Below are 24659 nucleotides of genomic sequence, written 5' to 3' on the forward strand. Positions count from 1 at the left end.
GTCTTCATTCCTTCCCGACGGCCGTATTGCCGTCGTCATGCCCGCGCAGACCCGTCAGTCTGCCGGCTTCCAAGATCACCTTGTCCGTCAGGCCACCCGCCGCAAGCGCGCCGTGTATGACATGATCGCGCCCGAAGGACAAACCCAATTCTGATGCGGTCAGGCAGCCGAACCAGCGTCCGCCCGTGGGCGTCCACAGCTTGCCCTTGCCGCGTTCCGACCCGTCGCTGGCCTGCAGCAGCACCTTTGCGCGCCCCTCGGCCAGCCAGCCTTTTACCTTCTCGAAACCAGCCACCGCGCGCCCGGATTTGCGGGCCAGCGAGACCAGTTCCACGACCCGCTTGGCCGAGGCGGCCTCGACCAGTTCGACCAAGCCATCGGGGGCTTTCACCTGCGCCTTGGCGGCGCGGGAAAACAACCCCTTTGCGGCGGCTTTCTCGATCGCCGCGCGATCAGCGGCGACCCAGATCCCCCGTCCCGGCAATTTTTCGGCCAGATCCGCGACGATCACACCGTCGGGCCCCGCCACGAAACGGATCAGGCCGCGCTTGGGCTGCACCTCGCCAGTGGCGATGCAACGCCGCTCGGGCTCATCGCGTTCCTTTATGCGTCCACCACGGCTCAAGCCGGAAGATCCGGGGCATCACGCCCCGGCCTCCTTGTCGGCTTCGCCGTCCTCAGCGGAGTCGGTCGTTTCGGCCTCGTCCTCGGCGGTGTCGGCTTCCATCTCGGTCGGATCGACCCAGCCCAGCATCACGCGGGCGGTCATGACCATGGTCTGCGCTTCTTCCAGGCTGACATCGAACGGCTCCAGCAGGCCGTCATCCTTGACGCGCTGACCGTTCACCGTGGTCCAGCCGCCGGCAAGTTCCCAGTCGGCGCAGGTGGCGAAATCCTCGAGCGTCTTCACGTCGTCCTTGGCCAGTGCCTCTACCATCTGGGGGGTCAGCCCCTCGAATTCAATGAGGCTGTCTTCGGCACCAAGGGCGCGGGCGTTGTCCAGCGCAGCCTTGGCACGGGCTTCCAGCACGTCGCGGGCGCGGGCCTGCAGTTCCGCGGCCGTGCCCTCGTCCACGCCGTCGATGGTCAGCAATTCGTCCTGCTCGACATAGGCCACCTCTTCCAGATCGGTGAAGCCTTCGGCGACCAGAAGCTGGGCGAAGAATTCGTCCAGGTCCAGCGCCTCCATGAACAGGCCGGTGCGGGCGTTGAATTCGGCCTGACGACGCTTGGATTCCTCTTCCTCGGTCAGGATGTCGATGTCGAGGCCGGTCAACTGGCTGGCCAGGCGCACGTTCTGGCCGCGACGGCCGATGGCCAGCGACAGCTGTTCGTCGGGAACGACCACCTCGATCTTGTTGGCTTCCTCGTCGAACACGACCTTGCTGACCTCGGCGGGCTGCAGGGCGTTGACCAGGAACGTCGCCTGATCCTCGTTCCACGGGATGATGTCGATCTTTTCGCCCTGCAATTCGCCGACGACGGCCTGCACGCGGCTGCCGCGCATGCCGACGCAGGCACCGACCGGGTCGATCGAGTTGTCATAGCTGATGACGGCGATCTTGGCGCGCGAACCCGGATCGCGGGCCACGGCCTTGATCTCGATGATGCCGTCATAGATTTCCGGCACTTCCATCTTGAACAGCTCGGCCATGAACTGCGGATCGGTGCGCGACAGGAAGATCTGCGGACCGCGCGTCTCGCGGCGCACATCCTTGACATAGGCGCGGATGCGGTCGTTCGGGCGATAGCTTTCGCGGCCGATCTTTTCGTTGCGGCGCAGGATCGCCTCGCCGCGGCCGATATCGACGATGATGTTGCCGTATTCCTCGCGCTTGACGATGCCGTTGATGATCGTTCCGGCGCGATCCCGGAATTCCTCGTACTGGCGGTCGCGCTCGGCCTCGCGGACGCGTTGCAGGATCACCTGCTTGGCCGACTGCGCGGCGATCCGGCCCAGTTCGACGGGCGGAACCTCGTCCACGATCTCGTCGCCGACCTTGGGGTCGTCCAGATAGGGGCGGGCCTGTTCGACCGTCAGTTCGGCCTGGTAATTTTCGACCGCGTCATCTTCGACCACGGTGCGGATGCGGGTGAAGCTGGCGTTGCCGGTCTTGCGGTCGATCTTGACCCGGATGTCCATCTCGGCGCCGTAACGCGACTTGGCGGCACGGGCGAGGCTGTCTTCCATCGCCTCGATGACCAGCTCGGGCTCGATCATCTTCTCGCGCGCGACGGCCTCGGCCGTCTGCAACAGTTCCAGCTGATTGGCAGAGGTGATCGCCATCACTTACTCCTTGGTATGGGCGCCGTTCGCGCCTTCCTGTTCTTGTGTGTCGCCATCGCCGTCGGTCTCGACCGCGTCGAAGGCGCTTTCATCCAGATTGTCGATCTCGACGCCGGCCTCTTTCTTCTGGCGCAGCATTTCGCGGATCAGGTCGTCGGTCAGCACCAGCTTGGCATCGCTGAGCCAGTCGAAGTTCAACCCGATGGTCTGCACTTCGCCGGCCTCCTCGATGTTCACCAGAACCTCGTCGCCTTCCACGCCCGCAAGCACACCCTTCCAGCGTTTGCGCCCGTCGATGGCCTGATTCGTTTCCAGCTTGGCCTCGTAGCCCTCGAAATCGGCGAAATCCTTCAGCCGGGTCAGCGGACGGTCGATGCCGGGGCTGCTGACCTCGAGATGATAGTTGTCCTCGATCGGGTCCTCGACATCCAGCGTGGCGCTGACCGCGACCGAAATCTCGCCGCAATCGTCCACGTTGATGCCGCCCTCGGGCCGGTCGGCCATGATCTGCAGCGTCGCCGTCTTGCCGCCCTGCAAGCGAACGCGCACCAGTTCGAAGCCCAGATCCTCGATCACCGGGGTGATGATCTCGGCCAGGCGCCGGTCAATGGCGGTCTTGGCAATCAGGTCGTTCGACATGGGGTCCTTCGGATACGAAAAAGGGCCCGCAGCGGGCCCATGCGAATGCGTCCGGTGGGCAGGGGGTGGAAGCCTGCACCGCTGTTAGGCAGGCATATAGACGCGGGCGGCGGGAAATGCAAGCATATGCGCGACGGGCGGTTCATGACCGCGCGACCCGACCCATCGCCAAGAACACCGACGAGCCAGGCCGAGCCAGTTCATGACCCGAATAGACGTTGCCATTCCGCCCGGCGCCGCCGCCGGTTGGGCCCCCATCGTGGGGCTTGCCGATCTTGCCGCGCGCCTTTTCGGCGGTCAGATCGTTCACTATCCGACCGAATATCCCGGCAAGCTGAAAAAGGCGTGGGGCTTGCGGCCACGGCCGCGCGGACGGCAGGATGCGGGATTGCTGGCGCTGCTGTACGGACCGTCCGACATCGCCAAGCTGCGACAGGCCGCCGCGTTCCGCGACGATTACCGATTCGTGGTCGGCTGGATCATCGATTCCTTCTGGGAAGATGCGAATGTCCGCGGGTTCGAATTCGGCGGCATCGATCTTCTGTGCCTGATCCGCGAGGAAGAGCGCGACTATTACAGCCGGTTGACCCGCCGCGACGTGCTGGCGCTGAACTGGGGGGCGGACGTGCTGGGCCTGGGGACCGACAAACCGGATCGCCCGGTGGACCTGCTGCGGCTTGGCCGTCAGCCCGAGGCGTGGAACGACGATGCGCGCAGCGCCGAAATCGCGCGCGAGATGGGGCTGGGTTTCGCCGGCCGTCCGCCGGAACACCCCGATCCGATGCAGAACCTGCGCGGGATCATGGACGCCTATGGTCGCGCGAAATATCTGGTGGCGCATTCCAACCTGACCTCGGTCGATCCGAACACGCACAAGACCAAGGAATACATCACCGCGCGCTGGACCGATGCGCTGGCCTCGGGTTGTTCGGTCGCGGGCGTGCAGCCGGTGCGAGACAGCAGCTATCGCAATATCCTGTGGCCGGGCGCGACGCTGGAATTCGACCGGATCGATCTGCGCCACAACATGCAGGCGGTGGCCGAGGCGGTCGCGGCCTGGACACCCGAACAGGCGCGGCACAATCATCGCATGGCGCTGCAGCGGCTGGACTGGCGGCACAGCCTGAAGCGGATCGCGCAGGCAATGTCAGTCGCCACGCCGGCGCTGGATGATGAACTTGCCCGCATCGACAGCCTGACACGCGGCGCGGACATCTAGCGCCGATCGGCAGGCCGGAAATGCAGCGCGGATCAGCGGTCGGGTGCGTCAGAGCCGAACAGCCCGCGCAGGCCGCGCGTGACCAGATTGCCGACCTTGGGGCGAGGCTGGGCCATGAAGGGCAGGGGGCGGCAGACCTCCATCGCGGCGATGCCGACCCGCGCGGTCAGCGCCCCGTTCACCACGCCCTCGCCAAAGCGGCGCGACAGCTTTGCCAGAACGCCGCCGCCGGCGACCGTGTGAATCAGGTCGTCGCCCGCCGCGACCGCGCCGGTGGCGACCAGATGGGTCATCACGGTGCGCGCCAGACGCCAGCCGCCGACCGCGCCGGCCCGCCCGCCATAGATTTCCGCCATCCGCCGGATCATCCGCAGATTGGCCGCCAGCGCCGCCGCGACATCGGCCAGCGCCAGCGGGATCAGCGCCGTGGCCGCGGCGACGGTACGAGAGGCGGCCTCGATCTCGCGGCGGGCTTCCTGATCCAGCGCGGCCAGCAATTCGGTCTCGGCCAGGGTCAGAAGACTGCGCGCATCGAAGACATCGCCGCGCGCCTCGGCCAGTCGCTTGAGGTTCCATTCCAGTTCGGGACGCCTGCGATACAAGGCCAGAAGCTGATCGGTCGCCTGCCGGGCCTTGTCCATGCTGTCATCGGCCAGCGCCGCACCCGCCTGCCGCTGGATCGCGTCGATCCGCGCGAACCGGGCCCATGCGCGGTATTCGCGCCACGCCATGCCAAGCGCGGCCAGGGTGAACATCGCAAACAGCGCGATCCCGATCCAGCCAAGCACGGGATAGCTGTCCAGCAGCCGGTTGATGAAATCCAGCGCCGCGATGGACAGAAGAAAGGTGAACAGCGCGACGCCGGAGTTGATGAAGAACCGCGTCAGCGCCGAGGGCGGGCGTCCGACCAGCCGCGTCACCATCTCCATCGTGCGGGGGCGCGGCAGGGTCAGGCTGGCCTCGTCGATGGGGGGCGCATCGGCGGGGCTGGGGCCGTCGCCGCGGCTTTCGTGACGCGGTCCGCTGCCCGTCGCCGGTTTCTCGGGCGCGTCCAGTTCGATCAGCACGGGGCCGCGCCTGCGGTTCTGGTCTTCGCTCACAGGCGGTCTCCGATCAGGAATTCGGCGGCGCGGTCCAGCCGGATATGCGGCGGACCGTCGCCGGGGCGGATGGTGCTGGCGGCAGGCGCGAAATTCATGATCGCGTAGTCGCCGTCCAGCCATGCCTCGGATCCCTCGCGCGCGGGCTGCAGCAGCACGGCGGGATCGGCGGGCAGTTCGCCCGGATAGAACGCCGCCTGCCGGCCATCCAGCAGCCGGCCGCGCACGGCAGGCAGCTGGTCGCTGCCCTGCGCGATCATGTCCTCGGTCGTGGCGCGCAGCGCGGCGATTGCCATCGCCTCGGTCCGTGCGCCGCTGAAATCGGCACGGTCGCGCGCCTCGCGCAGCATCGCGGACAGGATCGCCGTCAGGCGGTTGTGCTGGATGTGGTGCAGATGGTCGGCCTTGGTCGCGGCAAACAGGATGCGTTCGACCCGCCGCGTGCCGAGGATCTGCGCCAGCCAGCCGGCGCGACCGGGCCGGAACGCGGTCAGGATGTCGGCCATCGCGCGGCGCATGTCCTCGACGGCCTGTGGGCCCTGATGGATCGCACCCAGCACATCGACCAGCACCACCTGACGGTCGATCCGGGCAAAGTGATCGCGGAAGAACGGCTTGACGACACGCGACTTGTAGGCATCGAAACGGCGCCGGAATTCGCGCCCCAGCTTGCCGTCGCGCAGGTCGGCGGGCAGCGGCGCAAAGGTCAGCGCGGGCGATCCGGCCATTTCGCCGGGGATCAGGAACCGGCCGGGCGTGCAGTCCGAAAACCCCGCATCGCGTGCGGCGTTCAGATGCGCGGTATAGGTTTCGGCCAGTCTCTGCGCGATGGGCTCGTCGAACCGCGCCGCGTCGATCCCGGACAGCGCGGCGGCATAGATATCGGCGCCGGGACGTCCCTCGATCCGCGCCAGCACCTCGTCCGACCATGCCCCGAAGTCACGTTCCATCAACCGCAGATCCAGCAGCCATTCGCCGGGATAGTCCACGATATCCAGGTGGATCGTCCGCGGCCCGGTCAGCCCGGAAAACAGCCCGCGCCCGTCCATCCGCAGCGACAGGCGCAACTGACTGACATGGCGGGTCCCGTCGGGCCAGTGCGGGTCGGGACCGGTCAGTGCGGCAAGGTGACGTTCGAAGTCGAATCGCGGCACGGTGTCGTCGGGCTGTGGTTGCAGCCACGCGGTCTTCAGGCTGCCGTCGGCGGCGGCGCGCAGGGCGTGCATGCGCCCGCGATCCATCAGGTTGGCGACCAGCGAGGTAATGAACACGGTCTTGCCAGCCCGCGACAACCCCGTGACCCCCAGCCGGATCACCGGATCGCCAAGGCCCAGCCCCGCCATCAGATCGCTGCCGATACCCATTCTGCCTGCCTCGTCGTTCTGGTTGCCCCGAAGATAGGGTCGCCGCGGCGATTTTCATAGGCCGTCCGGGCCTTTCCCATGCCCCGGCGCTTTGGCATAACCCTGCGATGTCAGAAAGGTTGCCCATCGACGAGATCCTGCCCGCCTTGCGCGATGCGCTGGCGTCGCATGGGCGTGCGGTGCTGGTCGCCCCGCCGGGCGCGGGCAAGACGACACGGGTGCCGCTGGCGCTGCTGGATCTTGTGCCGGGCCGGATCCTGATGCTGGAGCCACGACGGCTGGCGGCGCGGGCTGCCGCCGAACGGCTGGCCGAAGGTCTGGGCGAGGCGGTCGGGGATCGCGTCGGCTATCGCATCCGGGGCGAAGCGGTGGCGGGCAGCCGGATCGAGGTGGTGACCGAGGGCATCCTGACACGGATGATCCAGTCGGACTCCGCGCTGGACGGTATCGGCTGCGTCATCTTCGACGAGTTTCACGAGCGCAGCCTGAACGCGGATCTTGGGCTGGCGCTGGTCTGGGAAGCGCGCGGGGCGCTGCGCGAGGATCTGGCCGTCATCGTGATGTCCGCAACGCTGGAGGCCGAACCCGTCGCCGCCCTTCTGGACGATGCGCCGGTGATCCGATCCGAGGGGCGGGCCTTTCCGGTCGAGACGATCTGGCTGGATCGTCCGCTGCCTGCCGGCGCGCGATTGGTCCCCGAGGCCGCGCGCCTGATCACCGCGGCCGCGGCGGCGACATGCGACACGGGTGGCACGCTGCTGGCCTTTCTGCCGGGCGAGGCAGAGATCCGGCGTGTCAGCGGATTGCTGGATCAGACCGGCTGCGAGGTGCTGCCGCTTTACGGTGCGCTGGATGCCGGCGCGCAGCGCGCGGCCTTGGCCGAGCCGGGGGCGCGCCGGCGGATCGTTCTGGCGACCGCGATCGCGGAAACCTCGCTGACCATTCCGCAGGTGCGGGTCGTGGTGGATGCCGGACGGGCGCGGCGGGCGCGGTTCGATCCCGGCAGCGGCATGTCGCGGCTGGTGACCGAACGGGTCAGCCGCGCCGAGGCCGATCAGCGAAGGGGACGTGCCGGCCGCGTCGCGCCGGGGATCTGCTATCGCATGTGGTCGCGCCCCGAAGAGGGCGCCCTGCCGTCATTCGCGCCGCCCGAGATCGCGGTGGCCGACCTGACGGGGCTGGCGCTGGAACTGGCCGCATGGGGGGCGGAACCCGGCGATCTGGCGTTCCTGACCCCGCCGCCCGAGGGGGCGCTGCGCGAGGCGCGCGCATTGCTGACACAGCTTGGCGCACTGGATCAAGCCGGGCGCGTCAGCGGTCACGGAAAGGCGCTGGCCGCGTTGCCGTTGCATCCTCGGTTGGCGCATATGCTGCTTGTGTCAGGTGCAGAGGCGGCAGATCTTGCGGCGTTGCTGTCGGGCCGCGATCCGCTGCGCGGCGCGCCCGCCGATCTGTCCTTGCGGCTGGCCGCGATGCGCGATCCCAAGGCCTTTGCCGATCGGCACCCTTACGACGTGATCCGCCCGGCCCTGCACGCGATCCGGGACGAGGCGCGACGCCTGCGCCGGGTGATTGCGTCCCGCGACGGCCGGGGGGCCAGCCCCCCGGACCCCCCGGCGGCCGCTGGCGCGGCAAGCGGCGGCGGATCGTCGCCCGGCGCCATGGCGGCGCTGGCCTATCCCGATCGGATCGGGCTGCGCCGCAAGGGCGAGGCGCCCCGCTTCGTGCTGTCCGGGGGCAAGGGGGCGGCGCTGGATGCGGGCGACGCCCTGGCCGGGCAGCGCCTGATCGTCGCGGTCGATCTGGACGGTGATCAGCGCGAGGCGCGCATCCGGATGGCGGCGGCGCTGACCGAGGCGGAGCTGCGCGAACTGCATGGCGACAGGATCGCCGAGGTCGAGATCTGCGAATGGTCGCGGCGCGAGGGGCGTGTCCTGACGCGCCTGCAGGAGCGGTTCGGGGCGCTGGTTCTGTCGGATCGGATCTGGGCCGCGGCCCCCGAGGATGCGGTGGCGCAAGCGGCGCTGGAGGGGCTGCGGCAGGACGGGTTGCCATGGACGAGGGCGGCGGCGCGGTTGCGCGCGCGGATCGCGCTGGTCGAGGGGCTGGGGCCGGTCGATGACGACAGCCTGCTGGCCGATGGCGACTGGCTGTTGCCGTGGCTGGGAAAGGCGCGGACGCTGGCCGATCTGCGGGCGCTGGACCTGTCGGAACCGCTGAAGGCGCGCATCGGCTGGGACGGCCAACAGCGTCTGGCGGCCGAGGTTCCAGCCCATTTCACCACCCCGCTGGGGCGCAGGGTGGCCATCGATTATGACCATGAAACCCCGTCGATCGAACTGAAACTGCAAGAGCTTTTCGGCGTCACCCGGCATCCGACGGTGGCCGGGCGGCCGTTGCGGATCAGCCTGTTGTCGCCGGGCGGCAAGCCGGTGCAGGTGACCACGGATCTGCCGGGGTTCTGGGCGTCATCCTATGCCGATGTGCGCAAGGACATGCGCGGCCGGTATCCGCGTCATCCCTGGCCCGAGGACCCGACCGAGGCCGATCCGACGACACGGGCCAAGCCGCGCGGAACCTGATGCAAAGCGCGCCGGGATGTTGCGCAACACGGGCGTGCGTTGCCTGAGTCCGATCCCGGCGCAAGATGCGCCGGGGGTGACGCGAATTCCCTGAAAACGCCGGGTTTCGCGTCGCACCGCGCGTGCACAGGGGCGGCACCGGGCGTGCACAGCCTGTACACAGCTTGCGCACGCCGCATTGCCAAACGGCGCAACACCGGCGCTGGCCGGTGCCGCGACCCCGCGCGGTGCTACATCGCCGCCAGCTGCGCCAGCGCCGCGTTCAGGCGGGCGATGTCGTCGTCCAGCGCGACCAGCTTGTCGCGGGTTTCCTCGATCACCTCGGGTTCGGCGTTCTGCACGAATTTCGGATTTTCGAGACGCTTGCGCAGCCCCTGGGCATCCTTTTCGGATTTCGCCAGCGACTTGCGCAGCCGGGCGGTTTCGGCCTGAACGTCGATCACGTCACCGATCGGCAGCGCAAAGCTGGCGCCTTGCGCGGCCACGGCGATCATGCCCTTGCCCGCCACGCCGTCGACGGGCGCATTGACCCGCGCCAGCCGTTCGATCAGCGGCGCATTGGCGGCCAGCGCCGCGCGCGCGTCTGCATCGGCCTCGGTCACGATCAGGTCCAGCCGCGCACCGGCGGGCACGCCCATCTGGGCACGGGCCGAGCGCAGCGCCTCGATCAGCGCGATGACCCAGTTCATCCGCCGATCCGCGTCGGCGTCGATCAGATCGGCGCCGCAGTCGGGCCAGTCGCCATGGACCAGCATCCCCGAGCGGTCCCCGGTCAGCGCCCAGAGTTCTTCGGTGACGAAGGGCATGATCGGGTGCAGCATCAGATAGCACTGGTCCAGAACCCAGCCCATCGTCGCGTGGGTTTCCTGGGCATGATCGCTGTCGAACAGCGGCTTGGCGAATTCCACATACCAGTCGCAGACCTTGCCCCAGACAAAAGCGTAAAGTCCGGACGCTGCATCGTTGAAACGATAGGTTTCCAGCGCGGCATCGGTTGCCATGCGGATGCGCGCCACCTCGCCGATGATCCAGCGGTTGACGGTATGCTGTGGCTGGGGCCGCGCGCCGCCGCCGCGCACGCCGTTCATTTCGGCAAAGCGCGTCGCGTTCCAGATCTTGGTGACGAAGTTGCGGTTCGCCTCGACATGTTTCGGGCCCAGCTTGGGATCGCGGCCCATCGCCGCCATGCTGGTCAGGGTAAAGCGCATGGCGTCGGCGCCGTATTCGTCGATCAGGGTCAGCGGGTCGATGACATTGCCTTTCGACTTCGACATCTTGGCGCCCTTTTCGTCGCGCACCAGCCCGTGGACATAGACGGTGTGGAAGGGCACGTCGTCCATCACCTCGAGCTGCATCATCATCATCCGGGCGACCCAGAAGAAGATGATGTCGAACCCGGTCACCAGAACGTCGGTGGGGAAATATCTTTCCATCTCGGGCGTCTTGTCCGGCCAGCCCAGCGTGCCGATGGGCCACAGGCCCGAGGAAAACCAGGTGTCCAGAACGTCGGGATCGCGCCAGACCGGATAGACCAGATGGGTCGGGTCCTGCGACAGGTTATAGTCGGCCAGGCTTTGCGACAGCATGTCGATGGCGGCCTCGCGATCCGCGACCTCGACCACGCGGCTGATTTCCAGCGGCTGCGGCAGGCCCGCGATATCGTCCACGAACTTCTTGCGGACCGCGTCGAAATCCGCGGCGCAATGCTGGCGGTGACCGGCATGGACCAGACCATCGACCAGAAGGCCGAACAGTTCGATCTCGTCCAGCGCGCCGTCGCCTTCGTCATCGGTGAAGTTCTGGGGGCGCAGATCCAGACCATACCAGACCGGGATCTGATGCCCCCACCACAACTGGCGGCTGATGGTCCAGGGCTCGATATTTTCCAGCCAGTTGAAATAGACCTTCTTGTGCTGTTCCGGCAGGATCTGCGTGCGGCCGTCGCGGACGGCATCCAGCGCGGGGCCGACGATGCGCTGGGTGTCCACGAACCACTGATCGGTCAGCATCGGTTCGATCACGACGCCCGAACGGTCGCCAAAAGGCTGCATGATCGGCTTGTTGTCGACGAGCGGGCGCTTTTCCAGATGCTCGGCGCCGGTTTCGGGCTCGATTTCCTTGTGCAGATAGGTGACGGCCAGTTTTTCGGCGGTGATCTGGTCGATGACCCGCTGGCGGGCCTCGTAACGATCAAGCCCGCGCAGGTCTTCGGGGACCAGGTTGACGTTGCTGACATCGCCCACATCCTCGCCGCGCGCGGCACGCGCCGCGATTTCGGCGCTTTCGGAATAGGACAGGCCGTCGGCGCGCATCGCGCCCTTGGTGTCCATCAGCGCATACAGCGGAATGCCGTTGCGGGTGGCGACGCCGTAATCGTTGAAATCATGCGCGCCGGTGATCTTGACCGCGCCCGAGCCGAAATCGGGATCGGGGTAGTCGTCGGTGATGATCGGGATCAGGCGGCGGTGTTCCTTTGGGCCGACCGGAATCTCGCACAGTTTGCCGACGATGGGCGCGTAGCGGGCGTCATCCGGGTGAACCGCCACCGCGCCGTCGCCCAGCATGGTTTCGGGGCGGGTCGTGGCGATGGCGATATAGTCGCGCGTCTCGCGCAGGGTGACGCGGCCGTCTTCGTCGCGTTCGACATATTCATATGTCTCGCCGTCCGCCAGCGGGTATTTGAAATGCCACATATGGCCGGGAACCTCGCGGTTCTCGACTTCCAGATCGCTGATCGCGGTCTCGAAATGCGGGTCCCAGTTCACCAGCCGCTTGCCGCGATAGATGATGCCCTTGTCATACAGATCCACGAAGACGCGGATCACGGCGTCGTGGAAATTGCCTTCCTCGCCCGCGGGCGCGCCGGGGGCGCCGGACATGGTGAATGCGTTGCGCGACCAGTCGCAGGAGGCGCCAAGACGCTTCAGCTGATTGATGATCGTGTCGCCGGATTCCTGTTTCCAGGCCCAGATCTTTTCGACAAAGGCATCGCGCCCGATCTGGCGCCGTCCGGGTTCCTGCCGTTCCGCCATCCGCCGTTCGACGACCATCTGCGTGGCGATGCCCGCGTGGTCCTGACCCGGCTGCCACAGCGTGTCGAAGCCGCGCATGCGGTGCCAGCGGACCAGGATGTCCTGCAGCGTGTTGTTGAAGGCGTGGCCGATATGCAGGCTGCCCGTCACGTTGGGCGGCGGGATCATCACCGTGAAAGTCTCGCTGCGCGAGGCATTCGCCCCGGCGGCGAAGGCGTTCGTGCGTTCCCATTCGGCGCTGATCCGGGCCTCGGCGGCCCGTGCGTCAAAACTCTTGTCCATGCTCATCGCGGCAGATCCCCTTCACTTGGGGGATGGATTAGCGAAAGCAGGGGCAAAGGCCAAGTGTCAGCGAAACCGCGCCGGTATCAGATCTGCAAACGGGAACCAGTGCAGGAACGGCTTGGCGTCCGCCAGCACCCGCGCGACCGATGGCCGTGTCAGCAGGCGTTCGAAATAGGCCGACAGGTTCGGGTGCGCGTCGAACGGGTGCAGGATCCCCGCATAGAACAGCGCCGGCGTGGCGGCGCAGTCGGCCATGCCGAAATCGCCGCCGATCCAGTCGCGGCCGGCAAGCTGCCGGTCGGCGGCGGCATAGGCGCGGTCAAGCTGGCTGTGTGCCCAGGGGGCGACCACATCGACCGCGCCATCGGCCATGAACAGCCGCGCATCGACGATCGGCTGGGCGGTGTTCATCACGTGGATGTCGAAGAACCGGTCCCATTGCCGCGCCGTCAGTGCCGCGTCGGCGTCGCGTGGCAGCAAGGGGGCGGGGCCGGGGTGATGCCGGTCCAGCCATTCGATGATGATCGAGGTTTCCGCCAGCGTCATCCCCGCCGCGTCATCGCGCAGCGCGGGCATCTTGCCCATCGGCGTCAGCGTGGCCATCAGGTCGCGGTCCGCCTGCGATGACGGGTCGATCTGGCGATAGGTGAATTCGGCGTCCAGTTCGTAAAGCGCGATCAGCACCTTGTGGCAATAGCTGGACAGCGGGTGGCCGAAGAATGTCAGGCTCATGTCTCGTCCTTTCGTGGTTGGCGGACCAGCAGCACGACGCCGCACGGGTCGGATGTCCAATGCCCCGTCACGCCGTCCAGCGGTTCCAGTTCGTCGCGGGTCGGGCCTTGCAGCCGGTCCAGAGCCGCGTCCGGGTCGTCGCTGAACAGTTCCAGCCAGACATCCGAGCGGCTTTGATGCGGCACGCGGTCGATCCACAAGGTCAGCGTGCCGAAGGCGAAACCGACGCTGTCCTGCACCGTTCGGGCGACGGGCAGGCCGACACGGTCGCGATAGAATTCGACCGTCTCCTGCCATTGATGCGTCGGAACCTTGATGGCGATGTTCCTGCCGGGGTTGATCATGTCAGTCTCCTTCCGCGGATGCGATCAGGTCCAGAACCAGGTCCGGCAGTTCGGGACGGTCGAGAACCCCAAGATGCGTGCTGTCGGGCAGCACTGTCAGCCAGGCGCCCGGGATGGTTTCGGCCATGTGGACGGCGTGGGCGGGCCGGATGAAGTCGCGATCGCCGATCAGCACCATGACCGGCACCCCGATCGCGGCGATCTGGTCGTCGCTGAACCCCCAGTCGGAGTTCAGCAGCGCACCCAGCTTGTGCATCACCGGCACCATGGCCCCGGACCCGTCGGGGTTCTGGTCCTGATATCCACGCCGCATGTCCAGGAAATCCTTGGGCGACGGCAGCAGCGGCACCAGATCGGGCGAGGGGACATGGCTGAGGTCGCGGTTCATCAGGACCAGTTCGGGCAAAAAGCCGTCACCGTTCTGGCCGGCCGAGATGATGCTGAGCGAGGCAACCCGGTCCGGCGCGTTCACCGCCATGTCCAGACCCAGCATGCCGCCAAGCGAGAATCCCACGACATGCGCCCGGTCGATCTGCAGCGCATCCATCACCGCCAGCGTATCGGCGCGCATCGAGGCCAGCGTGATCGGCGTCGGGCGGTCGGCGGTGTGGCCATGCCCTTGCTGGTCGATGCCGATCACGGCGCGGCCCTGCGACAGGCGGGGGATCATGTCGGACCAGGACAGATCGGTGTTCATCATCCCGCCATGCAGCAGCAGGATAGGGGCGGGCGCCGATGCGGGATCGCCGTCGACGCGATACCAGACCCGGTGCCCATCGACCGTCACCGTCTCGGCCATCGCAGCGGTGGCGGTGAAGACGAGCGACGCCGCCACCGCGCAGAGGGTCAGCGCAATTGCCGCCAGACCTCGTCCCGGCATCATGCCGGGGCGGATTGTGTCTGATCGGCTGCCTGCCAATGCGCCATGTGATCGGCCAGTGCGTTGGTGAAGGCGGGCCGCGATGTCGCGCGTTCCAGATACCCGGCCAGACGCGGCAGGTCGTCCAGCAGACCGGCCCCGGCTGGAATACGCAGGATCTCGGCCATCAAGAGGTCGGCCACGGTAAACCTGTCGCCCACCAGCCAGTCACGATCCTGCAGCGCGTCCTGCACCTGTGACAGTCTGGGGCGCAGCAATTCTTCCTGCCGTGCGGCGGCGGCCTCGTTCTGATCCATGAATCGTGCGACTAGCCACGGGATCGAGAATGTCTCGATGCTGTTCAGCGCGGCGATCACCCATTGCATGACGCGCGCGCCGTCATCGCCGGAGGGCAGCAGATCGGTGCCCCGCGCCAGATGCAGCAGGATCGCGCCGGATTCGAACAGCGACAGGTCGCCGTCCTGGATCATCGGCACCTGCCCGAAGGGCTGGCGCGTGAAATGCGCGGCCGTCTTGTCGCGCAGCGGCACCGTCTCGACCCGGTAAGGGCGGCCGATCTCTTCGAGCAGCCAGCGGATGCGGATGTCGCGGACATGGCCGCGCGGCATGTCGGGTACCCAGTCATAGGTCGTCAGAACGACTTGTGTCGGGTTCATTGGCTTTTCTCCTTCGGGCCGACGACGGCGAAATGCGCGCCCTGCCGGTCCTGTGCGATGGCGATGAAGGCGCCTCCGGGCACCTCTTGCGGGCCGTGGATGACGGTGCCGCCAAGTTCGGCGATGCGGGACACCGCCTCGTTGATGCCGTCATGGCCGAAATAGGGCAGCCACAGCGGGAAGGGCGCGTTGCCCTGACCCTGGATGCCGCCGATATCGGCGCCGTCATGGGCGAACAGTTGATAGGTTCCCATGTCGCCCATCGGCACGGCGGTGGATTTCGACCAGCCGAACAGGCGGGCATAGAATTTCAACCCAGCGTCCGGATCGCTGGTCATCAATTCATGCCAGTTGCCATGCCCGGCCTTTGCCTGATCGAATGCATGGCCGTGACCCTGACCCTCACCCTGCATGGGCAGCGGTTCGAGGATGCCGAACGCGGCGCCTTGCGGGTCGGCCAGCAGCGCAAAGCGGCCGGTGCCGGGAACGTCGGCGGGCGGACGGTGAACCCTTGCCCCGGCGCCGGTCGCGTCCTGCACCGCCTTGTCGGCGTCATCGACACCGAAATAGATCATCCAGAACGGCGGCATGTCGGGCGTGTCGTCGGGCATCGGCATCATGCCCGCGACCATCTCCTGTCCGGATGTCGCGAGATGATAGTCAAACCCTTCCATCCCGGAATCCGCGATCGTCCATCCCAACAGCGCGGCATAGAAATCCTCGGCCGCGGCGCGGTCGTCAGGGCGGCTGGCCAGTTCGTACCAGACCGGGCGTCCATGTATCTTCACCATGTCCATCCGCCCTCAGCTTTGATCCAGGATCTGGGTGAAGCCGCCCCAGAACATCCGCTTGCCGTCAAAAGGCATGTCGGGAAATTCCATGTCCTTCATGTCGGCCTCCATCTTGCGGGCCGCGTCGTCGCAGGTGGCGCGGTCGGGCCATTCGATCCACGAGAAGATCGGAACCTCGTCCGGTTTTGCGTCGGCGGCGCGGTAGAAATCGGTCTGCGTGCCGTGGGGCACATCCTCGCCCCAGCATTCGATCTGATGGGTCGCGCCATAGCCCTGAAACATCTCGGTCGCGCTTTTCGCCATGTCGATATAGGGCTGCTTGTTGCCCGACGGCACGGCCAGCACGAAGCCCTGGACATAGCTGCCGGGCCGGCTTTCGCCCTCTTCCACGATCGGTGCGAACCCGCCCCAGAACAGCCGCTTGCCGTCGAAGGGCATGTCGCCCATCTGCTGCATGTCCGGATCTTCCATGATCGACTGCCACGCTGCGTCGCAGGTGGCGCGGTCGGGCCATTCGATCCACGAGAAGACCGGCGTCTCGTCATCGGTTGCCTGCGTGGCGCGGTAGAAATCGGTGTGCTTGCCGCGGGGCACGTCCTCGGCCCAGCATTCCACCATGCGCCGCGCGCCACGCTTCTTGAACATCGGCCAGGATGCGCGCGCGTGGTCGATATAGGCCTGCTTGTTGGCGGTCGGAACGGCGGCGACGAAGCCGGAGTAATAGGTCATCTGGGCCTCCCATCGGTTTATCCGAATCGCAGCATGGCGCTTGCAGTATTTAAAAGCAACCATTAGTATTAATAAATGACCAAGACTGGCGACTCCACGCGCATCCGATATGACGAAGGCTGTCTTGCCGCCCACGCGCTGAACGTGATCGGCGACCGCTGGGCGCTGCTTGTGGTGCGCGAACTGATGCTGACGCCGCGGCGGTTTCAGGCCATCCGCGCCGGGTTGCCGGGGATCACGGCGGCGGTGCTGACCCAGCGGCTGACGCAGCTGCGCGCGGCGGATGTGGTGGACCATGACCCGGATCTGGGAGTGTATTCGCTGACCGCCGCGGGGCAGGCGCTGCTGCCGGTGCTGCAGGCGATGTGCCGATGGGGCGCGCTGCATCCCGGCCATGATCCGCGCCGTTTCATCAGCCCGACGGCGCTGATGCTGTCGATGACGGCGATGATCGACACAACGGCCGCGCGGGGCCGGGTGGCGGTCGGCGGGTTTCAGGCGGGGTCGGATCGTTTCGTCATGCGGCTGCAGGGCGACGGGGTGGCCCGGCCCGAGGCGGTGCGCCGGAACGACGCCGATTTCGTGCTGGAAGGCAGCGGCAACACGCTGGCGCGGGCGGTCTATGGCGCGACGCCGCTGGCCGAACTGGTGGCGTCCGGCGTTGTCGCGCTGGCTGGTGATCGGGTGGCGGCGCAGGATTTCGTGGATCTGTTCCGGCTGCGCTAGCGGTGGGCGAGGGGGCTAAACGGCACGGTCCAGCTTGGTTGACAGATGGATCAGGCTTTCCGACGACCGCACCCCGTCCAGCGCGCCGATCCGGTCCAGAAGATCGTCCAGTTCGGCTGTCGACGAGGTCGCAAGCTGCAGCAGCAGATCGACCCGGCCGCTGGTGGTGTGGATCCGTTCGACCTGCGGCAGCGTCTTCAGCCGCGCCAGGATGCCGGGCAGGCTGCGCGGTTCGATCACCAGCATCACCGTCGCGCGGATCCGGCTGGCGCGGACCGCCTCGCCCAGGCGCAGCGTATAGCCCGCGATCGCGCCCGAGCCTTCCAGCCGTTCCAGCCGCGCCTGCACCGTCGAGCGCGCGACCTTCAGCCGCCGCGCCAGGACGGCGACCGACATGCGGGCATCCTGGGCAAGTTGGGTCAGGATGTTGCGGTCCAGTTCGTCCACGGCGCTTGGTCCCCGGCAGTTTCGTCAAATCGTCATCGGTTTCGGCATATTAACCGGACAGAATGGCGATTCCATCCTTTTCATCGGTGAAATCGGAAACCAAAAGCGTCATTCTGGGTTGAGAAGGCCGCTTCTGCCGATCCGGCCAAAACGAACCTGCACGCGCGAAAGGACCGCAATGGGACATCACAAGACCGTCTGGGACAATCCGGCCGAAATGATCCGTCAAACTCAGCCCGAGAACCCGGTGATGGTCCTTGCCCCGACCGTCCTGCAGGACACGGCGCGGCGGTTTCTGGACGGGTTTCCGGGACTTGTGACCTATGCCGTGAAGTCCAATCCCGGCGAGGCCGTGATCCAGAACCTGCTGGCCGCGGGCGTGACCGGGTTCGACGTCGCCTCGCCCTTCGAGATCGACCTGATCGGCCGCATGGCGCCGCAGGCCGCCCGGCACTACCACAACCCCGTCCGCGCCAGATCCGAGATCGCTCATGCCGTGCAGGCGGGCGTCACGTCGTGGTCGGTGGACAGCCGCAGCGAGCTGGAGAAGCTGTTCGAAATGGTCCCGACGCAGATCGGCGGGCAAGGGGTCGAAATCTCGCCGCGCTTCAAGCTGCCGGTGCTGGGCGCGGTCTATGATTTCGGATCGAAGTTCGGCGCGACGCCGGAACTGGCGGCCGAACTGCTGCGGCTGGTGGCCGATCGCGGCTATGTTCCGTCGCTGACCTTCCATCCGGGCACCCAATGCGTCGATCCGATCGCCTGGGAAAGCTATATCAGCGTGGCGCGCGAGATTTGCGACAGCGCAGAGGTGCGTGCGAAAAGACTGAATGTCGGCGGCGGCTTTCCGTCGCATCGCGTCAGCGGGGTCGAGCCGGACCTGACCTCGATCTTCACCGAGATCGGCGACACGGTGGCCGAGGCGTTCGGCGATGACGCGCCCGCGCTGGTGTGCGAGCCGGGGCGCGGCATGTGCGCCGACGCGTTCTCGCTGATCACCCGTGTGAAGGGTGTACGCGACGGCGGCAGCGTGTTCCTGAATGACGGCGTCTATGGCGGTCTGGCGGAAATGCCGATCGTCGGCAATCTGGACCGGATCGAGGTGCTGGACCCGCAGGGCCGCCCGCGCGACGGCGCGGCGGCGGGCAGGGTCGTGTTCGGGCCGACCTGTGATTCGGTGGACCGCCTGCCTGGCGAGCTCAGCCTGCCCGAGAACATCGCCGAGGGCGATTATGTCATCTTCCACGGGGCTGGCGCCTATTCCACGGTGACGAATACCCGCTTCAACGGATTCGGGGAACTGACCAACGCAACCGTGATGTCGCTGCGCTAACCATTTCCTCAGCGTGCCGTGCTAGCCTTGGGTGATGTCAACGATTCGCCCGAAGACGATCCATGTGGTGCTGATGGACGGCACGTTCGCCTCGTTGGCGGATGGCCGTCGCAGTTCGATCGGGCGAATCCACCATCTGCTGCGTGATGTTGCGCGGCAGGCACCGATGGGCACGCAGGAGGACGGCGGCACGACGCGTCCGCGCCTGCGTCTGCATTACGGGATGGGCCAGCAATGGAACCGTTGGCGCACGCTGCCGGAACTGCTGATGGGCCGGATCCTGGAACGGCGCATCGTCGATGCCTACGGATGGCTTGCCTCGGGCTATCGTCCCGGCGATCTAATCTTTCTGCTGGGATATTCGCGCGGTGCATTTGCGGTGCGCAGCCTTGCGGGAATGATCGGTCGGGTCGGTTTGCTGCATGCCGAATCCGCCACCGAACGGCATATCCGCACCGCTTGGACCTATTATCGTGGCGGCGGTTCGCCCCGCTATCTGGAACAGTTCCGCCAGCGGCGCTGCCAGCCCGATGTGGCGATCCGGATGCTGGGCTGTTTCGACACGGTGATGGCGCTGGGTGTGCGCCTGCCGATCCTGTGGATGCTGTCAGAGCCGCGTTTCCGGTTTCATGACGCGCATCTGACCAGCGGCGTCGAACACGGGTTTCAGGCGCTGGCGCTGAACGAGACGCGGGCGGCCTTTGCGCCGATCCTGTGGGATGACGATTGTCAGGCCGACAGGATCGAACAGATGTGGTTCCGTGGCGCGCATTCCGATATCGGCGGCCAGCTGCGCGGGTTCGAATCCGCGCGTCCGCTGGCCAATATTCCGCTGGTCTGGATGCTGGAAAACGCCGAGACCGCCGGATTGCCGTTGCCCGCCGGGTGGCGCGAGGGGCTGGATTGCGACCCGGAGGCGCCGTCGATCGGAAGCTGGCGTTTCTGGGGCAAGCTGTTCCTGGCCCGCGCGCCGCGCACCGCGGGTCGTCATCCCACCGAATCGCTGCATCCCAGCCTGTCGCCCGAGGCCTATGACGGGCCTGCGCTGCTGGTCGGTCATCTGGCCCCCGCCGCCGCCCGCAAGCGCCGCCTGCTGCCGTTCCGGCGGCGCGGGGCACAGGGCGGCGGACAGGCGGTGCGACCGGATATCGACGAGGATCCCGCGGCTGTTCCAGCATCCGAACGGCATGGCACCGAAGTAGGGCGGGCCTGAACCGGTCACGCCGGTCTGACGACGAAAACAGGATCCGGCGGTCAGGCGACCTCGCCAAGTGCGCGCGACGGACGGATGCCCAGCGCGGCACAGACGTCGCGGGTCATGTCGGGCCGGTTCAGGGTATAGAAATGCAGGCGGTCCACGCCGCCGTCGATCAGCTTCTGGCACAGATCGACGCAGATCCGGGTGGCCAGGCTGCGTTCGGCATCGCCGCCCTGACGCATTGCCTCGGCAAACCCGTCCTCGGCCCATTGCGGGATCTGCGTGCCGCAGCTTTGCGCGAAACGCCGCGCGCCCGCCCAGCCCTGAATCGGCAGGATGCCCGGAATGACCGGGGCGTCGATGCCGGCCTTTTCGCATTTGTCGCGAAAACGGAAAAAGGTTTCAGGCTCAAAGAAGAACTGCGTGATCGCGCTGGTCGCGCCGGCGTCGATCTTGCGTTTCAGCCACGCCACGTCGGCATCGTTGCCGGTGCTGTCGGGATGCGGTTCGGGATAGGCGCCGACCCGGATGGTCATGTCGCCGCGTGCGCGGATCGCCTCGATCAGTTCGATCGAATTGGCGAAGCCGCCGTCATGGGCGGTGAACCGGTCCTGACCCTTGGGCGCATCGCCGCGCAGGGCCACGATTTCGCGGATGCCGGCATCGGCATAGGACTGCACGATTCCCATGGTCTCGTCGCGGGTCGCCTCGACGCAGGTCAGGTGGGCGGCGACGTTCAGGCCGTAATGGCGGTTGATCGTCGTCACCGCCTCGTGCGTCAGCTTGCGCGTCGTGCCGCCCGCGCCATAGGTGACGGACACGAAATCGGGCGCAAGGGGAGCCAGCGCACGCGCGGTTTCCCACAGACGGAACGAGGCATCCAGCGTCTTCGGCGGGAAAAACTCGAAGCTGATCTTCGGGGTCTGGCGGGACATGACGATTCCTTTCCTTTCGGGCCTTGTGCCATGACGGGCGCCGTGAGACAAATTCATAATCTTCAAGATCAACTTGAAAACGGCTCACATGAACCTGGAACTGCGTCACCTGCGGACCGTCCGCGCGATCCACCACGAGGGCGGGCTGGCCCGCGCCGCCGACATGCTGCATATCACCCAGTCGGCCCTGTCGCATCAGATCAAGGCGCTTGAGGAACAGGCCGGGGTCGAGTTGTTCGTGCGGCGTGCCAAGCCGATGCGGCTGTCGGCGGCGGGGATGCGGCTGTTGCGGCTGGCCGAACAGGTGCTGCCGCTGGTCGCCGCGACCGAGGCCGAGTTCAAGGGCGTCGAGGCAGGCCGGATCGGGCGGCTGCATATCGCGATGGAATGTCACGCCTGCTTCGACTGGCTGTTGCCGGTTCTGGACATCTTTCGCCGGGCCTGGCCCGATGTCGATGTCGATATCCGGCAGCGCCTCGCCTTCGGGGCGCTGCCCGCGCTGGCGCGCGAAGAGGTCGATCTGGTCATTTCCTCGGACCCCGAGGACGTGCCGGGGGTGATCTATCAGCCGCTGTTCGACTATGCCCCGACGCTGGTGGTGCCCGCGGCGCATCCGCTGGTCGCCAAGGGCTATGCCGAGCCGCAGGACCTGGCTGCCGAGACGCTGATCACCTATCCGATGGACCGTGCGCGGCTGGACGTGTTCAGCCAGTTCCTGATCCCCGCCGGCGTCGAGCCCGCAGCGCAACGCAGCGTGGAACTGACCGCGGTCGCGCTGATGCTGGTCGCATCGGGGCGGGGTGTCGCGGTGATGCCCGACTGGGTGCTGCGCCGCGAGGCCGGAAACCCGGAACTGGCCATGCTGCCGTTGGGGCAGGGGGGCGTCATGCGGCGTCTTTACGCGGCGCTGCGCGAAACCGACCTGACCCAGCCCTACATGGCGCATGTGCTGCGATTGTCGCGGACGGAACCGCCCCGGCTGTTGCGCGGCTGACGATCGCGCGCGCAAACGGCGGCCCCGCATCCGCGCCCCGCTTGGCTTTCGCCGCGCCAGGCCCTATGACGCCGCCAACCCACAGTTTCGGAGTCTGCGATGGCCAGCGCCAATCTCAACATCATGATCAAGGCCGCGCGCAAGGCCGGACGCGCGCTGGTCAAGGACTTCCGCGAGGTCGAGAACCTTCAGGTCAGCGTCAAGGGCGCTGGCGATTTCGTCACCCGCGCCGACCGCGAGGCCGAACGGATCATCAAGGAAGACCTGCGCGGTGCCCGCCCGAACTATGGCTGGCTGGGCGAGGAAACCGGGGAAGAGCCGGGCGAGGATCCGACCCGGCGCTGGATCGTCGACCCGCTGGACGGCACCACCAACTTCCTGCACGGCCTGCCTCACTGGGCGGTCAGCATCGGGCTGGAACACAAGGGCGAGATCGTCGCCGCGGTCGTCTTCGATGCCGCCAAGGACGAATTGTTCATGGCCGAAAAGGGCGGCGGCGCATACATGAACGATCAGCGCCTGCGGGTGTCCGGACGCAGGCGGCTGGACGAGTCGCTGTTCGCAACCGGCATTCCCTTTGCAGGCCGCGGCCCGCTGCCTGCCGCGTTGCAGGACCTGGCCCGGCTGATGCCGCTGACGGCCGGGGTCCGGCGCCTTGGCGCGGCCTCGCTGGATCTGGCCTGGGTCGCGGCCGGGCGCTATGACGGGTACTGGGAACGCGGCAACCAGCCATGGGACGTCGCGGCGGGCATCCTGCTGGTGCGCGAGGCGGGCGGTTTCGTCGAGGGTATCCGCGACGGCGACGATCCGCTGGAATCGGGCCGCATGATCGCCGCGAATCCGCAACTGTTCGATTCCTTCGCCAAGATCATCCGCAGCCGCGACTGATCGCCGGGTGCCGGTCGACGCCAGTTTGATCATCCATGCGCAGCGAAAATCGCCAGGGATGCTGGAAGACGGTCGGAACCTTCGTGTAAGCGGACTGAGACTGCGGACATTGGGTCGGGGTGCGGCGAAGGGGCACTGCGAGCCCCATTCAGCCTGACGCTGCGAGGTGAATAAACGGGAAGGAACTGCGCATAGCTGCCATTGGCCAAGGGGCAATTGGATACCTTCTTGCGATTGGCCTTCATGATGCGGCGCGAGGGCACGTACGCCAAGTGAGATATTCGTTGCGGAAGCAAAAGGAGGATTTTGAGGAACTGATCCAATGCAGGGCAGAAGGCACATTTCGCCACTGCCAAGCCGGCGGGCATCTTCAGCACCAAATACGACCGGCGGAAGGTGCGAAGAGCACTCACGCAAGTTAGTTATCGCGACATAGTGGGCTTGACGACAGGGCTTCACCGAGAAAACCCGATCGCCTCGAGTTGCGCTTGGAAACGATCCCATAAGGCCTTGCGCATCTCTGGTTCCGCCCTCATCGGACGGTAGAGATGTGGTTGGCGGGACAGAGCCGCACGCAGGGCTTCGCGGTTTTCTCGATCAGCGGCAGCTTCAGGCTGATCAAGAATGATCGCGTAGTCACGCTGCACCTGCCGATACAGGGTTCGGTTCTCGGGGCTGTCGGGCAATGGCGGGTGGCTGCCGCCGATCGTCATGCGATAGAGCAGTGTCTGCAGCAGCAGGTTCATGTCGTTCGTTGGCGCGCTGACAAACGATCCGTTCACTTGTTCCATCATATCAAGCGTCGAATCTAAAATGCTAGATTGAGACGCTAGATTGTTGCGACAGGCATCGCCATCATCACCAAGAGGACATAGAAAGGTTTGGCGGTCGTAAATATCGCCGGCATCCAAGCCACAGTCCGCGAGGGTCATTTTTTCTGACCCGCGGCTGCAGGATGAAGCTTCATCCAAGCTTGCTGGCCAATCGAAACGCAGGCTGATCGGGTGCGCAAGTAAGCCTATTGGCAGGTTTTCAAATGAGCGTTGCAGAGCAACGCTACCGCCACGGTAGGTCACGAACGGCTCATACATGTCGATTTTAGAGAGGAACAACCGATCATCGGAAGGATCGTTCTGGTTCTTGGTATAGCGACCGATGTTTCGTTGGGCGAAACGTGCGTTGGGCCAGGACACGTCAACGGTATCAGTATCGTTCGTTTTCAGATTGATGACCGGGTCGGTCATACTAGTGATGTATCTCTGTTCCGGCTCGTTGACCATCACGCGCACAGCACCCAGATCATATCGTATTCCCAATTGGCATGAAGACGGAGCATTGCAGGACAGGATCGCGTCTGGATTGTGCTCGCCTGGTAATCCCCCCCGATCTTAACGGGATGCGGAAGTAGAATTTTCTCGGCAGGATGACTGAGGAGATTCCGATGAAGAAGACACGATACACAGAAGCCCAGATCATGGGTGTGCTGCGCCAGATGGAG

Annotated in this window: 23 protein-coding genes; 7 read left to right on the plus strand and 16 right to left on the minus strand. The window is 66.2% G+C overall.

Annotated features, from left to right (window positions below; translation table 11 throughout):
* Positions 1-4: 4 nt before the first annotated feature.
* The 3 genes from J7359_RS14890 to rimP are packed head-to-tail and all read right to left on the minus strand — an operon-like array spanning position 5 to position 2926.
* Positions 5-625: an RNA-binding protein gene (locus J7359_RS14890; protein WP_209057786.1), complete on the minus strand. Its 621-nt coding sequence runs from the start codon at positions 623-625 to the stop codon at positions 5-7.
* A gap of 18 nt (positions 626-643) precedes the next feature.
* Positions 644-2287 (minus strand): transcription termination factor NusA, encoded by a 1644-nt coding sequence (gene nusA, locus J7359_RS14895; RefSeq protein ID WP_209057788.1) that lies wholly within the window; start codon positions 2285-2287, stop codon positions 644-646.
* Positions 2288-2290: 3 nt separating this feature from the next.
* The gene (rimP, locus tag J7359_RS14900) at positions 2291-2926 is read right to left on the minus strand and encodes a ribosome maturation factor RimP (protein ID WP_209057790.1); all 636 of its coding nucleotides are present in this window, start codon (positions 2924-2926) and stop codon (positions 2291-2293) included.
* Between the two features lie 202 nt (positions 2927-3128).
* Here rimP and J7359_RS14905 point away from each other — a divergent pair, with 202 nt between their 5' ends.
* The gene (locus tag J7359_RS14905) at positions 3129-4145 is read left to right on the plus strand and encodes a hypothetical protein (RefSeq protein WP_209057791.1); all 1017 of its coding nucleotides are present in this window, start codon (positions 3129-3131) and stop codon (positions 4143-4145) included.
* Positions 4146-4177: 32 nt separating this feature from the next.
* On the opposite strand, the gene J7359_RS14910 is transcribed toward J7359_RS14905, so the two are convergent.
* Together J7359_RS14910 and J7359_RS19985 are read right to left on the minus strand one after the other, a co-directional pair.
* Entirely contained in the window at positions 4178-5245 is a 1068-nt protein-coding gene (locus tag J7359_RS14910) for a TIGR01620 family protein (RefSeq protein ID WP_348524397.1), read from the minus strand.
* Positions 5242-6609: a YcjX family protein gene (locus tag J7359_RS19985; protein WP_247740431.1), complete on the minus strand. Its 1368-nt coding sequence runs from the start codon at positions 6607-6609 to the stop codon at positions 5242-5244. Before J7359_RS19985 ends, J7359_RS14910 begins: the two co-directional genes overlap by 4 nt.
* A gap of 107 nt (positions 6610-6716) precedes the next feature.
* Here J7359_RS19985 and hrpB point away from each other — a divergent pair, with 107 nt between their 5' ends.
* Positions 6717-9191: an ATP-dependent helicase HrpB gene (gene hrpB / locus J7359_RS14915; protein ID WP_209057793.1), complete on the plus strand. Its 2475-nt coding sequence runs from the start codon at positions 6717-6719 to the stop codon at positions 9189-9191.
* Positions 9192-9421: 230 nt separating this feature from the next.
* Here hrpB and J7359_RS14920 read toward each other — a convergent pair whose 3' ends face one another.
* The 7 genes from J7359_RS14920 to J7359_RS14950 are packed head-to-tail and all read right to left on the minus strand — an operon-like array spanning position 9422 to position 16640.
* The gene (locus tag J7359_RS14920; RefSeq protein ID WP_209057794.1) at positions 9422-12511 is read right to left on the minus strand and encodes a valine--tRNA ligase; all 3090 of its coding nucleotides are present in this window, start codon (positions 12509-12511) and stop codon (positions 9422-9424) included.
* Positions 12512-12571: 60 nt separating this feature from the next.
* Positions 12572-13240: a glutathione S-transferase family protein gene (locus J7359_RS14925; protein ID WP_209057795.1), complete on the minus strand. Its 669-nt coding sequence runs from the start codon at positions 13238-13240 to the stop codon at positions 12572-12574.
* The gene (locus J7359_RS14930; RefSeq protein ID WP_209057796.1) at positions 13237-13584 is read right to left on the minus strand and encodes a hypothetical protein; all 348 of its coding nucleotides are present in this window, start codon (positions 13582-13584) and stop codon (positions 13237-13239) included. The genes J7359_RS14925 and J7359_RS14930 overlap by 4 nt, the downstream gene beginning before the upstream one ends.
* A 1-nt stretch (position 13585) precedes the next feature.
* Complete coding sequence (locus J7359_RS14935; RefSeq protein ID WP_209057798.1) at positions 13586-14467, minus strand: alpha/beta fold hydrolase; 882 nt, start codon at positions 14465-14467, stop codon at positions 13586-13588.
* A complete protein-coding gene (locus J7359_RS14940) occupies positions 14464-15120 on the minus strand; it encodes a glutathione S-transferase family protein (RefSeq protein ID WP_209057800.1) in 657 nt (218 codons plus the stop codon). The genes J7359_RS14935 and J7359_RS14940 overlap by 4 nt, the downstream gene beginning before the upstream one ends.
* Positions 15117-15911 (minus strand): VOC family protein, encoded by a 795-nt coding sequence (locus J7359_RS14945; RefSeq protein ID WP_247740432.1) that lies wholly within the window; start codon positions 15909-15911, stop codon positions 15117-15119. The genes J7359_RS14940 and J7359_RS14945 overlap by 4 nt, the downstream gene beginning before the upstream one ends.
* 12 nt (positions 15912-15923) lie before the next feature.
* Positions 15924-16640: a DUF1428 domain-containing protein gene (locus J7359_RS14950; RefSeq protein WP_209057801.1), complete on the minus strand. Its 717-nt coding sequence runs from the start codon at positions 16638-16640 to the stop codon at positions 15924-15926.
* Positions 16641-16715: 75 nt separating this feature from the next.
* On the opposite strand from J7359_RS14950, the gene J7359_RS14955 reads away from it, so the two are divergent.
* On the plus strand, positions 16716-17366 hold the full coding sequence (locus J7359_RS14955; RefSeq protein WP_209057803.1) for a winged helix-turn-helix transcriptional regulator: 651 nt from the start codon (positions 16716-16718) through the stop codon (positions 17364-17366).
* 15 nt (positions 17367-17381) lie between these two features.
* Here the strand turns inward: J7359_RS14955 and J7359_RS14960 are convergent, their stop codons facing one another.
* The gene (locus J7359_RS14960; RefSeq protein ID WP_209057805.1) at positions 17382-17813 is read right to left on the minus strand and encodes an Lrp/AsnC family transcriptional regulator; all 432 of its coding nucleotides are present in this window, start codon (positions 17811-17813) and stop codon (positions 17382-17384) included.
* A 178-nt stretch (positions 17814-17991) separates the two neighbouring features.
* Here J7359_RS14960 and J7359_RS14965 point away from each other — a divergent pair, with 178 nt between their 5' ends.
* Positions 17992-19146, plus strand: a complete 1155-nt coding sequence (locus tag J7359_RS14965) for a type III PLP-dependent enzyme (RefSeq protein WP_209057806.1) — start codon at positions 17992-17994, stop codon at positions 19144-19146.
* Positions 19147-19180: 34 nt separating this feature from the next.
* Positions 19181-20359, plus strand: coding sequence for a DUF2235 domain-containing protein (locus J7359_RS14970; protein ID WP_209057809.1), 1179 nt, complete (start codon positions 19181-19183; stop codon positions 20357-20359).
* Positions 20360-20400: 41 nt separating this feature from the next.
* Here J7359_RS14970 and metF read toward each other — a convergent pair whose 3' ends face one another.
* Positions 20401-21279 (minus strand): methylenetetrahydrofolate reductase [NAD(P)H], encoded by an 879-nt coding sequence (gene metF, locus J7359_RS14975; protein ID WP_209057811.1) that lies wholly within the window; start codon positions 21277-21279, stop codon positions 20401-20403.
* Between the two features lie 88 nt (positions 21280-21367).
* Between metF and J7359_RS14980 the strand changes: the two genes are divergently transcribed.
* Complete coding sequence (locus tag J7359_RS14980) at positions 21368-22273, plus strand: LysR family transcriptional regulator (protein ID WP_209057813.1); 906 nt, start codon at positions 21368-21370, stop codon at positions 22271-22273.
* A 99-nt stretch (positions 22274-22372) separates the two neighbouring features.
* On the plus strand, positions 22373-23161 hold the full coding sequence (locus tag J7359_RS14985) for an inositol monophosphatase family protein (RefSeq protein ID WP_209057815.1): 789 nt from the start codon (positions 22373-22375) through the stop codon (positions 23159-23161).
* 455 nt (positions 23162-23616) lie between these two features.
* Here the strand turns inward: J7359_RS14985 and J7359_RS14990 are convergent, their stop codons facing one another.
* Entirely contained in the window at positions 23617-24405 is a 789-nt protein-coding gene (locus J7359_RS14990; protein WP_209057817.1) for a hypothetical protein, read from the minus strand.
* Between the two features lie 35 nt (positions 24406-24440).
* A partial coding sequence (locus tag J7359_RS14995) for a hypothetical protein (protein ID WP_209057819.1) occupies positions 24441-24659 on the minus strand: 219 nt, incomplete at its 5' end.

Origin of the sequence: Paracoccus sp. R12_2, assembly GCF_017744015.1 — a bacterium.
In the GTDB taxonomy this organism is placed as follows: domain Bacteria; phylum Pseudomonadota; class Alphaproteobacteria; order Rhodobacterales; family Rhodobacteraceae; genus Paracoccus.

Bases quoted from the DNA above. Each gene is read 5' to 3' on its own strand.
- J7359_RS14945 (WP_247740432.1), bottom strand. From the start codon at position 15,911: ATGGTGAAGATACATGGACGCCCGGTCTGGTACGAACTGGCCAGCCGC.
- J7359_RS14935 (WP_209057798.1), bottom strand. From the start codon at position 14,467: ATGATGCCGGGACGAGGTCTGGCGGCAATTGCGCTGACCCTCTGCGCG.
- nusA (WP_209057788.1), bottom strand. From the start codon at position 2,287: ATGGCGATCACCTCTGCCAATCAGCTGGAACTGTTGCAGACGGCCGAG.
- J7359_RS19985 (WP_247740431.1), bottom strand. From the start codon at position 6,609: ATGGGTATCGGCAGCGATCTGATGGCGGGGCTGGGCCTTGGCGATCCG.
- J7359_RS14990 (WP_209057817.1), bottom strand. From the start codon at position 24,405: ATGACCGACCCGGTCATCAATCTGAAAACGAACGATACTGATACCGTT.
- J7359_RS14905 (WP_209057791.1), top strand. From the start codon at position 3,129: ATGACCCGAATAGACGTTGCCATTCCGCCCGGCGCCGCCGCCGGTTGG.
- J7359_RS14920 (WP_209057794.1), bottom strand. From the start codon at position 12,511: ATGAGCATGGACAAGAGTTTTGACGCACGGGCCGCCGAGGCCCGGATC.
- J7359_RS14950 (WP_209057801.1), bottom strand. From the start codon at position 16,640: ATGACCTATTACTCCGGCTTCGTCGCCGCCGTTCCGACCGCCAACAAG.
- J7359_RS14965 (WP_209057806.1), top strand. From the start codon at position 17,992: ATGGGACATCACAAGACCGTCTGGGACAATCCGGCCGAAATGATCCGT.
- J7359_RS14930 (WP_209057796.1), bottom strand. From the start codon at position 13,584: ATGATCAACCCCGGCAGGAACATCGCCATCAAGGTTCCGACGCATCAA.
- hrpB (WP_209057793.1), top strand. From the start codon at position 6,717: ATGTCAGAAAGGTTGCCCATCGACGAGATCCTGCCCGCCTTGCGCGAT.
- metF (WP_209057811.1), bottom strand. From the start codon at position 21,279: ATGTCCCGCCAGACCCCGAAGATCAGCTTCGAGTTTTTCCCGCCGAAG.
- J7359_RS14955 (WP_209057803.1), top strand. From the start codon at position 16,716: ATGACCAAGACTGGCGACTCCACGCGCATCCGATATGACGAAGGCTGT.
- J7359_RS14985 (WP_209057815.1), top strand. From the start codon at position 22,373: ATGGCCAGCGCCAATCTCAACATCATGATCAAGGCCGCGCGCAAGGCC.
- J7359_RS14925 (WP_209057795.1), bottom strand. From the start codon at position 13,240: ATGAGCCTGACATTCTTCGGCCACCCGCTGTCCAGCTATTGCCACAAG.
- rimP (WP_209057790.1), bottom strand. From the start codon at position 2,926: ATGTCGAACGACCTGATTGCCAAGACCGCCATTGACCGGCGCCTGGCC.
- J7359_RS14980 (WP_209057813.1), top strand. From the start codon at position 21,368: ATGAACCTGGAACTGCGTCACCTGCGGACCGTCCGCGCGATCCACCAC.
- J7359_RS14940 (WP_209057800.1), bottom strand. From the start codon at position 15,120: ATGAACCCGACACAAGTCGTTCTGACGACCTATGACTGGGTACCCGAC.
- J7359_RS14970 (WP_209057809.1), top strand. From the start codon at position 19,181: ATGTCAACGATTCGCCCGAAGACGATCCATGTGGTGCTGATGGACGGC.